Below are 12,138 nucleotides of genomic sequence, written 5' to 3'. Positions count from 1 at the left end.
ATCAAATATATCCGTCCATGGGGCAAAGGTCAGAAACTAGGTATGGCTGAATGCTTGTGTTGAATGTGTGCCGTTCCTGATTCTGAAGGCGTTATTGTTTCGTTGATTAGTTACGAAGAACTTACTAAGAAAAAGAACAAATAGAACAAAACCGATATAAAAAGAAGCCGCCTGAATTTTCAGGCGGCTTTTTGAGTGGTGCTTGTTTATGATTCTTTTACCGAATCAGCTTTTCTTCGGTAAGTCTTTTTCCCAGAGAATCAGCTTGTCTTTCGGCCAGTTAGCGCCGATATCGTGGTATTTCTTTTCCAACAGATGACGTTTGATTTTCAGGGTAGGGGTCAGCAAGTTGTTCTCAATGCTCCATGGATCCTCAATCATCAGCACACCTTTGATCCTGGCGTGAGACTCTACCTCTACGTTAATGGTATTGATGATATCAGTGATTTTGCGCTCATAACGTTCATAGTCAAAGTCAGGGAACTCATGTGGTACCGCCAGAAGAATTGGCCCTGGCATACCTGAACCGACAACACACATCATCTCGATATTACTCAGCTCGAACAGGCGTTTTTCAATCGGAACCGGTGCGACAAACTTACCTTTGGCAGTTTTGAAGGTATCGTTCTTACGCCCCTGGATAGTGAGGTAGCCTTCATCATCCAGGAAGCCGATATCACCAGTGTGCAACCATCCATCATCGTCCAAACACTCTTTGGATGCCTCTTCGTTTTTGTAATAACCGGAGAACAGACCGGCACAGCGAACCAGAATTTCTTCATCGTCAGCAATCTTAATCTCAATACCAGGTCCGGCATTACCTACCGTACCAATTTTTTCACTGCGGAACGGATGGTTAATGGTGCTGTAGGCGAAAGACTCAGTCATACCCCAGGCTTCAGTGATATGCAGGCCGATACTTTCATACCAGCGCAGCAGGGCAGCGGATACCGGTGCCGAACCACAACCCAGTACACGAGCCTTGTTCAATCCGAGGCCATCGGCAAGTTTGCGCTTGATAACACCTGAGATGAACGGGATTTTCAGCAGAATGTTCAGTTTGCCTTGTGGCAGCTTTTCCAGGATTCGCTGTTGGAACAGGGTCCATAGGCGAGGAACCGAGATAAACAGCGTCGGGCGGTGCATCTTTACATCGTCGATAAAGGTATCGAGAGACTCAGGGAAAGCCACCTGCATACCTGCCATGACAGATGAACCGAAGATATAAACTCGTTCAGTGATGTGAGCCAGTGGCAGGTAGGAGAACAGACGCTCATCATCCTGCATGCCAATATGGTCAATCAGGCGCTGAGTTGTCCAGGCAAAAGCACCATAGGTCAGCATGGCTCCTTTAGGTAACCCGGAAGTACCTGATGTGTACACAATCGACATCAGATCTTCAGGCTTATGCTGTGGGTAATCCTTGAAAGGTTCATGCTGTGAAAGCAGGGTATTGAACTCGTATTTACAAGGTGGAGCACTTGAATATGGGAACGAAATCGTCGGTAAGTCCTGATGATTTTCCAGGACTGAATTGACGGCTTTACTGTCATCCAGTTTACCAATCAACAGCACTTTCGACTCACTGTGAGTAACACAGTGCTCGATGGTTTCCGGACCAGCTGTCGGGAAGATTGGCACGCTGATATAGCTGCCCAGCATTAATGCGAGATCGGTAATGAACCATTCTGCACAGTTTTTAGACATAAGTGCGACGCGATCTCCGGGTTCAACCCCCATACTACGTAGTGCACTTACAAGGCGCAGTGCCTTATCGGCTACCTGAGCATAAGTAAAATCAACAAACTGTCGGTTAATGATTTGACGCAGATAAACATCATCTGGGCGTTCTTCTGCCCATTTCAGAATCATTTCATTTGGGAGTGGCTGGCTCATCATTGTGTCTCGTACGCGTTCCGTGGGCAGAGGTAAAGTCATAAATCCGTCCTTGTTTATGTTACTACCTTGTTAATTTAATGCTGTCGTGGTTTCGCAGTCAAGTATCTGTTTTTCATAAAACTCCTGAAACCAAGTATGAAAAAATAGTGACCAAAGTCAAATTTTTTTGGCTTTGTGTTAAGTTTTTGTTTCTTTGTTCTAAACAAGTGTTTGATTTTACAAAGGTCAGGGAAGCGCTTGTGAAGGAATTAATTTTTGATGAATTAGTTTAAAAGCGTATATGTTTCAGTGTTTTTATTATGAAATTGGATGAGTTTGATTTGTTATTTGTTATGCATCGAGGTTATTAATAATTTGATGTTTGTGCGCTATTTGCCTGAATTTATAGTCATTTTTATAATTTTTCGCATAGGTATTCAGGTTTTTCATGTTATGGTTTGAAAAACAGAAAAAATCAGCAAGAATACTAGTTAACAGGACAGCATTTTGTAATGCTGCTCGAATTACAACGGATAAACATAACTTGAGATATTCCATCGGATAGATTTTCGATGGTTTTTTGTTGATGTAATAAAAAGTATAAAGAGTCAACTCATTATGCCAAAGCGTAGTAAAGAAGATACAGAGATTACAATCCAGAAGATCATGGATGCTGTAGTAGATCAGATCCTGACACTGGGTTATGACAAGATGTCATACACAACATTAAGCAAGCAGACAGGTATTTCGCGAACTGGCATCAGTCATCACTTCCCTAAGAAGAAAGATTTTGCCAATGCTTTAGACGGACGGATTTTCCGCTTGTTCGTCGATAAGCTGGATTTAGAAAATGGTATGGACGGTTTTGTCAAAAGCTGGCTGGCGGCACTGGATGACGATAAATTCCGTGCAACACTGCGCCTGTTGTTCCACCATATCGCTTCTGCTGAAGAAACTGATGAATTCGCTAAGCGTGGTATTGAGCGATTGTACGCACTTTGTCAGGAACGTTTTGGCGATGGCAGCGACAAAGAGCTTGAGTGGTTGCTGGGCAAATCGCTGATTAGCATGGTGAGATAAACCGCTTTCAGTAGCTTTTCTGTACAAGGGTTATTCAAAAACAGCTTCATTCGAAGCTGTTTTTTTATGCGTAATTTTCACATAAGTTCATTGTTCGCTATCTGACTTTTGAGGTTGGAAACGCCATATATGTAATCAATTGATCATAAATGGAATTTTAATTTGTATGACAAAATGATTTATATCAATAAAATCCGCATATCTTTCGCATAATATGCACCATGTTTTCGGAATGAGATGGGGTCTGGTGGCCCTCCCGGTCTTCAAAACCGATGTGAGCTGAATAGGCTCTGGCAGGTTCGATTCCTGCCTCTTCCGCCATTTCAAACGCGCGTTAATGGCATTTTCAGCACAGAGCTGTGGATTAAATAGTACATAGCTGCTGTGAAACCTGGAATCAGTTCTGGAATTAGTTCAAGGAATGCGCTCGTGGCCGTTACATCTGCAATTAACTACCGTCTACCCCAGGTAGAGCAGCTTTTACAGCATCCCTCCTTAGAGAAATACATTAAGTCAGTCAGCCGTCCGGTGGTGACAAATATTATTCGTAATCAATTAGCGGTAATCCGTCAATCCGATGCTTTTAAACAAAAAGGTGTTGAGGGCGTGAATGTCATAAAAGACATTACTCAGCTTTGCGAGCAATACAGGCAGCAACGTCTGACAAGGGTTATTAATGCTACCGGAATTGCGGTGCATACCAATCTTGGTCGCTCTCCACTATCGACGGACTTATGGGATAGTGTCCGGCGGGTCAATACCGGTTACAGCAATTTAGAGCTGGAGCTGAGTACCGGAAAGCGTGGTGGTCGTAATGGCCTGTTGCCTGCTTTGGTTACAAACTGGATAGGGGCAGAAGACTGTGTTGTGGTTAATAACAATGCCGCTTCTGTTTATCTGGTTCTGCAAGCGTTGGCATCGGGTAAGGAAGTGATTGTGTCCCGTGGTGAGCAGGTACAGATCGGCGGTGGTTTCCGGATCCCGGATATTCTGCTGATGTCCGGTTGCAAGCTGGTGGAAGTTGGAACGACAAATATCACCACCAGTGACGATTATATTAATGCGATCACCGAAAATACGGCTCTGGTACTGATGGTACATCAGTCTAATTTTTCTATTCAGGGATTTACCGAATCACCGGACATTGAGGATGTTGCCAGGCGCCTACCTGAACATGTTCGTTTGGTGGTGGATCAGGGCTCGGGCTTGTCTTCTGAGCAATATGCCGACAGTGAAACTCCGCTTTCCCGTTATCTGCAGTTGGGAGCCGATCTAGTCTGTTTCTCCGGCGACAAAATTCTTGGTGGTCCACAAGCCGGGATTATTGCTGGTAAGCAATCACTGACACAGATTCTGGCTAAAAATCCGATGATGAGGGCTTTTCGTCCCGGACGAATTGTATTGTCGTTGTTAGAAGAAATGCTGGTTCGTAAGCTGAATCGTGAAGCATCCGGTGAGGGTGTGGCGCAACATACCCTGAATCGGTGCGGGACAACTGCTGACCGGGCTGTTGATTTAATGACCCAGTGGCAACCCTGGGCTAAAGCTGTTCCTTTGCAGATGCAGGTCGGCGGTGGTTCGATTCCGTCTGAAACTTATGATTGCTATGGACTGGCGTTGTCGCTGCCGGGGAAAGCTCAGCGTCACCTTGATGCTCTCAGGTCGATGCCGACTCCGATTATCGGTTATCTCCATGGTGATAAATTGATGCTGAATCTGGCGACTTTACTAGAAGAAGACCTGCCGTTATTTAAAGCTCAGATGGGCAATTATTTGCAATCTCTGGTTAAAGAAAAAGGACAATCTGAAGCAGATGCTAAGGCCGGAGGCTGTGATGCTGACACAAAGTAATAATGTGATGTATCAGGCCGTTGTCGGCGTGGCCGGCCATGTAGATCACGGTAAGACGGCGCTTATCGAAGCACTGACAGGTATTGTGACCGCTCGTCCTCATGAACAAGCATTGGGGATGACTCAGGATTTAGGTTTTGCTTACTTTAATGACGATGCAGGCAACACCATAGGTGTTGTTGATGTGCCGGGGCATGAACGTTACCTCCGTAATATGGTTGCCGGGGTTTGGCATTTAAATACTTTGATTTTGGTAGTCGCAGCCGATGAGGGCTGGATGCCGATGACCACGTCCCACCTTGAAGTTGCCCATGCCATGGGGCTCAAAGAGATCATCCTGTGTATAAACAAGTGCGATAAGGTTTCTTCGCAGCAACTGGCGGAAACCGAAGAGCTGGCACTGGAGATGGTAATGGACATGACTGGCTTGATCCCTGAGTTGGTTTCCGTCTCTGCCATGAGCGGAGAGAATATTCCCATCTTGCGTCAGACAATCATTGAATCAGTGGCTCGAACTGTCATGCCGGCTGTAGCAGAGATGGATGAAGAGGTTCCGGCAGAGCATGATCCTCAGCTTTATGTCGACCGTGCTTTTGTGGTTAATGGTATTGGAACTGTAGTCACCGGAACTCTGGCGCAGGGGAAGATTGCGGTTGGTGACAAAGTGCGTTGTTATCCGTCCGGTCAGGTTGGCATGGTTCGCTCGATTCAGGCCTATCACCGTCAATTGGACTCCGTTAACTCCACTTGCCGGGTTGCGCTGAATGTTAAAGGGTTAAACCGCAAGGATATTGGTCGAGGAGGGTTGCTGGTCGGAACGAATCGGGCTGTGACGCTATGTGAACAATGCATCGTTCGGCTAGGATTATTTGATTCTTCAGTAATCGTCCGAAAACAGCGTGAAGTCGAGGTGGCCGTGGGAACCTGGCATGGTGTCGCCAAAATTTGTTATATCCCTGAAACTCAGCTCGCAAGGTTGGTATTTAAACAGGCTGTACCGTTGCAGTTTGGCCAGCGTCTGGCGGTGATTGTAAAAGGGGGGAGCCGTCTTCTTCATGGCGCGGAAGTCGTCTGGCAGGCATTCATTCCTTCCTTTCAGAAGAGGGCGATATATAACGGACTGGCGCAATTGCCTGCGACATTGAAATTTGATGATGAATTCCGGCTTTTGCTGAATGTCAGAGGGTATTTCGATGCTGAGAAAATGGGCGTTGCCTCTGGCTTTGATGGTGTTCACTTAGCCCCATTTATGTTTGAACCGGAATGGCTGGAGAAGAATGAAGCGGCGATTCATAACCTGCTGGCAGAGTTGGGGGCAATGGGAGACGGTGAAATCAGTACCCGTTTGCGGATAGAGAATGAAGCGGTTGCCGTTATCATGCAAGCGATGAAACAACAGGATAAGGTACACCTGAGCCATGGTAAATGGTATCCGGGACAGGGGATGAGTGAGGATGAATTACCGTCGGAAGCCCAGGAATTACTTGCGCAGATCCGCCACTATGGAAAGGATGGCTTGGAGCTGAACAAAGTAACGCTTTCGGGCGGAAAGAAATGGCTGCGCCAGTTGGCACACCAGAAGCTAATTACCGCGCTGAATGAAACGATTTATTATGATATGGCGTTGTATACCGAGATGGTGAAAGCCGTAGTTTCAGAGCATAAGGCGCAGGAGCGCATCTCTATGGCAGACATTAAAGACAATACCGGTCTAAGCCGAAAATATGCTATCCCACTGGCCAACCGGATGGAGAAAGATGGCTGGGTAAGGCGTGACGGTGATGAAAGGATCATTGTTAAGCCTTGGTCATAAGCGAGAAGTCTTAACTACAGTGTTAAAGCTGAAAACGGCAGCCACATTATGTGTCTGCCGTTTTTTTATGCCCAGAAATTTCCAGAGTTATCTTTCAGGGCGTCGACACTAGTGTCGAAATCTGACAGTTGATGACACAAGAATAATATAAATCTGAGGTAATTGGCTCTAAGTATTTGAATTTAAATGGATTAAATGCTGGCATGCACCTTGCTTTGGCTGGGTTTTTATAATTAACCAGGAATGCCATGAAACGCTTTGTTATTGCCGATCCCCTGAAGTGTATCGGCTGTGGAACCTGCATGGCGGCATGTTCTACAGAGCACAAGAAAGTGGGGTTGCAGAGTCATCCTCGGCTGACTGTGATCAAGCATAAGGATGCGACAGCGCCTGTGATGTGCAGGCATTGTGAAGATGCACCCTGTGCAAGAGTTTGTCCTGTTCAGGCGATCACTAAAGAGGATGATCGGGTTTATATCAACGAAACCCTGTGTGTCGGCTGTACACTTTGTGCTGTTGCCTGTCCCTTTGGAGCGATTGCTTTTGATGGCAGCCGCCCGGTGGCGATGGCCAACAGTTATGACACTTTTATTCCCTCAACGACTCGTTCAAGTAACCCTTCAACTTCTGTGCCCGGTGTTTTTGGCCAGGACATTCTCGCCTGGGAACCGGGCGTAAAAAGTATTGCTGTGAAATGCGACTTATGTGGTTTCCGCGAACAAGGTCCGGCTTGTGTTGAAGTCTGCCCGACTCAGGCGCTGATGGTTGTCGATGAAGACAAGATCATTAAAGCCCGGGAAAGAAAGCGGGAAGAGGCGGCGAATGTTGCCCAGAGTATTACCGTGGAGCTATAGCCTGATGAATCCCTTAGTTTTATTAACTTTTTCCATAGGACTTTACCTGTTTGCCTGCGTAATTTCGTTACTTGGCAGCTCGAATGAAGACAGGGCAATTCGTTTGTCCGGTGTGCTGACTGCCCTTGGCGGGCTGTTTGGCGTTATAGCTGCGGTTATGGCAATTTCCGCTGATCCTGTTGCAAAGTCAGTTGCTTCTTTCTCTCTGCCAACGGGGGATTTTATTGTCGCGATGGATGGATTAGCCGCGCTGATGGTGCTGGTGATTTCTGTTGTGGTATTGGCTTCGGCGCTGTTCTCCATTAATTACCTGGAAGAGTACCTTGGCAAGGGGGCCTGGTATATCAGTGCGCTGTTTAATGTATTTGCAATTGCCATGGTCGCGTTGGTGGTATCTGGCAGTGCCCTCTATTTCATGCTGTTTATGGAGCTGATCTCGCTGGCATCGTTCCTTATCGTTATTAGTGACGGCAGCCAGAAAAGTAAGCAAGCAGGGATGCAGTATTTCCTGATGGATCACCTCGGCAGTGTCCTGATTATAGCGGCGTTCTACATTTTGTATCAGCACACTGGCAGTGTTGAGATGGCGACCTTCAGTGATGCAGGCTTATCGGCTGGTCAGGCAACGTTGACCTTTTTACTGGCGCTGGTGGGCTTTGGTATCAAAGCAAGCGGTATTTTATTGCATGGATGGCTGCCAAAAGCCTATCCGGTTGCACCGTCCCATTGCTCCACTCTGATTTCTTGCGTCATGGTCAAAATTGGCATCTACGGCATTATCAAAGTCGGGATTGTTTTCCTTGGTGCATCTCAGTTGTGGTGGGGTTATCTGGTGCTGATTTTCGGTGCACTTTCCTCTGTGTTTGGTGTGATGTATGCGCTGGCAGAGCACGATATCAAGCGGCTGCTGGCTTATCACACGGTCGAAAATATCGGCATCATCCTTATTGGGGTCGGTGTGTGTATGGTTGGCCTTGCGTCGCAGCATCAGACGCTGGCGCTGTTGGGCTTGCTGGGTGCACTTTATCACCTGCTGAACCATGCGGTGTTTAAAGGGTTGCTATGTCTGGGCTCTGGTTCAATTGTGTTCAGGATGCACAGCAAAGATATGGATCTGATGGGCGGTCTGGCGAAAAAAATGCCTTATACCGCGTTGGCGTTTCTTATCGGCACCATGGCTATTTCTGCTTTGCCGCCGCTTAACGGTTTTGTCAGTGAGTGGTTTATTTACCAGTCGCTGTTCAGCATGAGCAAAATCGGCTCGACAGGTTTCCTTATCGCCGGACCATTTGCTGTCATTATGCTGGCTTTGACTGGTGCTTTGGCCTGTATGTGTTTCGTTAAGGTTTACGGGATTTGTTTTTCCGGTGCACCTAAATCGGCAAGGGCAGAGCTGGCAACAGAAGTTGGTGTCGGCATGGTTGTCGCGACTTCAATGCTGGCGGTGCTCTGTATTGTACTGGGTGTCGGCTCTCCTTGGATCTCTCCTTATATCTCTTCTGTAGCTTCTTCGGTACTCGGCGCGGCAAGTTTGCACGTCAGTAATGGGGCGACACTGTACCCGGCAAATACCTCGCAGGCGATTCTGTCTACTCCGGTGATTGCTGTTGCCTTGCTTCTCTTGCTTGTTATTCCTGCGGTGATTCTGTTTGTGTTCGGAAAACATCGCCGCAGTCGTCGTCATGCTGGCGACCCGTGGGCATGTGGTTACCAGTATGAGCAGCGTATGACTGTCAATGCCGGTGCAATTACTCAGCCGTTGCGTCACTTCTTCAGCCTCGTATACCGCAATCGTCCACAGCTTTCTCTGATCGAACGATTCGTTCTGATACCTCTGGGTAACCGTACCCGTGACGGGGTTCACTACAACACCATGCGAGTGTATTTGCTTTGCGGTGTGATGGTGCTGTTTGTTCTCCTTTTCTTCCCATTCATCTCAGGAGTTAACTAATGCCTGCACTTGAAATGCCAAGTAGTGGTTGGATTGCCTTCGCAGTTGCCCAGGCGCTTGCGATGTTGCTCCTTGCGCCACTGGCAACCGGCTTTTCACGGGTTGTCCGCGCCAAGATCCACTCTCGCAAAGGCCCCGGTATCCTTCAGGACTATCGGGATATCAATAAGCTGTTTCGTCGTCAGTCAGTAGCGCCGGCAAATTCCGGTGCTATCTTCCGGGTCATGCCCTGGGTGCTGGTGATCACTATGTTGTTGGTCGGAATGGCGTTACCGACTGTGACTGCGTTTTCTCCGTTCCCGATCTCAGGTGATGTGATCACTGATATCTATCTGCTGGCGATTTTCCGATTCTTCTTCTCTCTTGCCGGGATTGACTCAAACAGCATGTTCGCCGGGATGGGCAGCAGCCGTGAACTGACACTCGGTGTGTTAGTAGAACCGATCTTCATGCTGTCGATTTTAGTGATGGCGTTGATTGTCGGTTCGACTGACCTCGGCATCATCAGTCAGGGCATGCAGACCCAGGAATGGCAGCGACCACTGACAATTGTGTTGGCTGGTATTGCCTGTGCCTTTGCCGTATTTGTCGAAATGGGCAAGTTACCATTCGACAGTGCTGAAGCTGAGCAGGAATTGCAGGAAGGTCCGGTGACGGAATACTCAGGTTCTGCTCTGGCGATGGTTAAGTTGGGCCTTGGTCTGAAGCAGTTGGTTGTTGCTCAGTTGTTCCTGGCGATTTTCATTCCGTGGGGCAAAGCTGCATCGCTGGACATGGTCTCACTGATTCCGGCCGTGATTATTCTGCTGTTGAAACTCTTTGTGGTGTTCCTGTTGGCTGCCTGGCTTGAGAACAGCATGGCGCGGGTTCGTTTCCTTAATATGCTTCGCACGGTTTTCCCGGTTACAGCAATCGCTGTGCTGGCTTTGGTCTTTTTTATTCTTGGTTGGTAATTGGTAAAAATGGATATCGGAACGATTGAACAAAAACAACAGAACCGCATCGGCAAGCATTACATCGATGGGGTTAACCATTTCTTTCCTTCAGCCATCCTGGATGAAGAGTGGCAGACTGAAAACCAGGTGACGATTACGGTTAAGATGACTTCTCTGGTCGAAGTGATGAAGTGGCTTTATTACGATCAAGGCGGCTGGCTGACTGTTTCCTTCGGTAATGATGAACGCAGTCTCAATGGTCACTTTGCTGTTTATCACGCTCTTTCAATGGAAGGCGAAGTAAAAAGCTGGGTAACCGTGAAGGTGCTGGTTGATGCGCAAAGCCAGGAGTTTATCTCGATCACGCCTTATATTCCGGCGGCAGTCTGGGGGGAGCGGGAAGTCCGCGATATGTATGGCTTGCATCCGGTCGGTCTACCGGATGAACGTCGTTTGGTGCTGCCGGATGACTGGCCTGAAGATTTGCACCCGTTACGAAAAGATGCGATGGATTACCGTCAGCGCCCGCAGCCAACTTCAGAAACTGAAACTTACCAGTTTGATAACCAGCTTGGCAGCGATAAAAACCGTATTGTTCCTGTTGGCCCGTTGCATATTACTTCAGACGAACCGGGTCACTTCCGTTTATTCGTCGATGGTGAAGATATTGTCGATGCCGACTACCGCATGTTCTATGTTCACCGTGGTATGGAAAAACTGGCTGAAACCCGGATGGGGTATCAGGAAGTAGCTTTTCTGACTGATCGCGTTTGTGGTATTTGCGGTTTTACCCACAGCGTAGGCTATAGCAATACCATTGAAAACGCCTTGTCAGTTCCTGTGCCGCTCAGAGCAAAGATGATCCGAACTGTCTTGCTTGAAGTGGAACGTTTGCACAGTCATTTGCTGAACATTGGCCTTGCCAGTCACTTTGTTGGATTTGATACCGGCTTTATGCAGTTCTTCCGCATTCGTGAGAAAACCATGGAGCTGGCAGAGTTACTGACCGGTGCTCGTAAAACATATGGTATGAACCTGATTGGCGGTGTACGCCGCGATTTCCTTAAAGAGCAACGTGTTAAAGGGATTGCGCTGGTTCGTGAAGTGCGTAAGTCATTTACCGAGCTGGTGGATATGCTGCTGGCAACGCCGAATATCGACAGCCGTATTGACGGTGTCGGTATTCTGGCCCGAGATATTGCACGAGATTACAGCCCGGTTGGTCCGCTTATCCGCGCCAGTGGTTTCAATCGAGATACCCGTATTATTCATGGTCAGTCTCTGGAGTCTTACGGTGAAGTCCCGCTTGATTTGCAGACCATGCCAAACGGCGATGTGCGCTCTAGGGTGACAGTAAGAATCCGGGAAGTATTCGACTCGCTCAATATTGTCGAATATGGCCTTGATCACCTGCCTGCCGGCAGCATCCTGACTGAAGGTTTCAACTATGTACCTAACAAGTTTGCTCTTGGCTTTACCGAAGCACCGCGCGGGGAGAATGTGCACTGGAGTATGACCGGGGATAATCAGAAGCTGTTCCGCTGGCGTTGTCGTGCTGCCACTTATGCGAATTGGCCGACACTGCGTTACATGCTACGTGGCAATACGGTGGCGGATGCACCGCTGATTATCGGTAGTCTGGATCCGTGCTACTCCTGTACTGACCGTGTCACTATTGTTGATACCCGCAAGAAACGCAGCAAAACCATCCCGTACAAGGCGATTGAGCAATACAGTATCAGCCGCCGTAACTCACCATTGAAGCTGTCATGAGGG

8 protein-coding genes and 1 tRNA gene are annotated in these 12,138 nt (G+C 47.8%); 8 read left to right on the top strand and 1 reads right to left on the bottom strand.

What is annotated here, in order from left to right; genetic code table 11:
- Positions 1 to 225: 225 nt before the first annotated feature.
- Positions 226 to 1,872 carry an AMP-binding protein gene (locus tag C942_RS20225; RefSeq protein WP_198160272.1) on the bottom strand — a complete coding sequence of 549 codons (1,647 nt, stop codon included), beginning with the start codon at positions 1,870 to 1,872 and terminating at the stop codon, positions 226 to 228.
- A 624-nt stretch (positions 1,873 to 2,496) separates the two neighbouring features.
- Here C942_RS20225 and C942_RS20220 point away from each other — a divergent pair.
- From C942_RS20220 to C942_RS20190, 8 genes are all read left to right on the top strand, one after another.
- Positions 2,497 to 2,958: a TetR family transcriptional regulator gene (locus tag C942_RS20220; RefSeq protein ID WP_007469716.1), complete on the top strand. Its 462-nt coding sequence runs from the start codon at positions 2,497 to 2,499 to the stop codon at positions 2,956 to 2,958.
- A gap of 229 nt (positions 2,959 to 3,187) precedes the next feature.
- Positions 3,188 to 3,279 (top strand) — tRNA-Sec (locus C942_RS25190).
- A gap of 108 nt (positions 3,280 to 3,387) precedes the next feature.
- Positions 3,388 to 4,809: an L-seryl-tRNA(Sec) selenium transferase gene (gene selA / locus C942_RS20215; protein WP_007469714.1), complete on the top strand. Its 1,422-nt coding sequence runs from the start codon at positions 3,388 to 3,390 to the stop codon at positions 4,807 to 4,809.
- Positions 4,793 to 6,622, top strand: a complete 1,830-nt coding sequence (gene selB / locus C942_RS20210; RefSeq protein WP_007469713.1) for a selenocysteine-specific translation elongation factor — start codon at positions 4,793 to 4,795, stop codon at positions 6,620 to 6,622. The genes selA and selB overlap by 17 nt, the downstream gene beginning before the upstream one ends.
- Before the next feature lie 248 nt (positions 6,623 to 6,870).
- Positions 6,871 to 7,476 (top strand): 4Fe-4S dicluster domain-containing protein, encoded by a 606-nt coding sequence (locus C942_RS20205; protein ID WP_007469711.1) that lies wholly within the window; start codon positions 6,871 to 6,873, stop codon positions 7,474 to 7,476.
- A 4-nt stretch (positions 7,477 to 7,480) separates the two neighbouring features.
- Complete coding sequence (gene hyfB, locus C942_RS20200; RefSeq protein WP_007469709.1) at positions 7,481 to 9,427, top strand: hydrogenase 4 subunit B; 1,947 nt, start codon at positions 7,481 to 7,483, stop codon at positions 9,425 to 9,427.
- Positions 9,427 to 10,380, top strand: coding sequence for a respiratory chain complex I subunit 1 family protein (locus C942_RS20195; RefSeq protein WP_007469707.1), 954 nt, complete (start codon positions 9,427 to 9,429; stop codon positions 10,378 to 10,380). The genes hyfB and C942_RS20195 overlap by 1 nt, the downstream gene beginning before the upstream one ends.
- 9 nt (positions 10,381 to 10,389) lie before the next feature.
- Positions 10,390 to 12,135, top strand: coding sequence for a hydrogenase large subunit (locus C942_RS20190; RefSeq protein ID WP_007469705.1), 1,746 nt, complete (start codon positions 10,390 to 10,392; stop codon positions 12,133 to 12,135).
- Positions 12,136 to 12,138 lie beyond the last annotated feature (3 nt).

Origin of the sequence: Photobacterium marinum (assembly GCF_000331515.1) — a bacterium.
GTDB lineage: Bacteria > Pseudomonadota > Gammaproteobacteria > Enterobacterales > Vibrionaceae > Photobacterium > Photobacterium marinum.
This window is presented reverse-complemented; position numbering and strand designations above follow the sequence as displayed.

What these genes read in the sequence shown, in the direction of transcription:
- hyfB (WP_007469709.1), top strand. Translation starts at nt 7,481, where the DNA reads ATGAATCCCTTAGTTTTATTAACTTTTTCCATAGGACTTTACCTGTTT.
- selB (WP_007469713.1), top strand. Translation starts at nt 4,793, where the DNA reads ATGCTGACACAAAGTAATAATGTGATGTATCAGGCCGTTGTCGGCGTG.
- C942_RS20190 (WP_007469705.1), top strand. Translation starts at nt 10,390, where the DNA reads ATGGATATCGGAACGATTGAACAAAAACAACAGAACCGCATCGGCAAG.
- C942_RS20205 (WP_007469711.1), top strand. Translation starts at nt 6,871, where the DNA reads ATGAAACGCTTTGTTATTGCCGATCCCCTGAAGTGTATCGGCTGTGGA.
- C942_RS20225 (WP_198160272.1), bottom strand. Translation starts at nt 1,872, where the DNA reads ATGATTCTGAAATGGGCAGAAGAACGCCCAGATGATGTTTATCTGCGT.
- C942_RS20220 (WP_007469716.1), top strand. Translation starts at nt 2,497, where the DNA reads ATGCCAAAGCGTAGTAAAGAAGATACAGAGATTACAATCCAGAAGATC.
- C942_RS20195 (WP_007469707.1), top strand. Translation starts at nt 9,427, where the DNA reads ATGCCTGCACTTGAAATGCCAAGTAGTGGTTGGATTGCCTTCGCAGTT.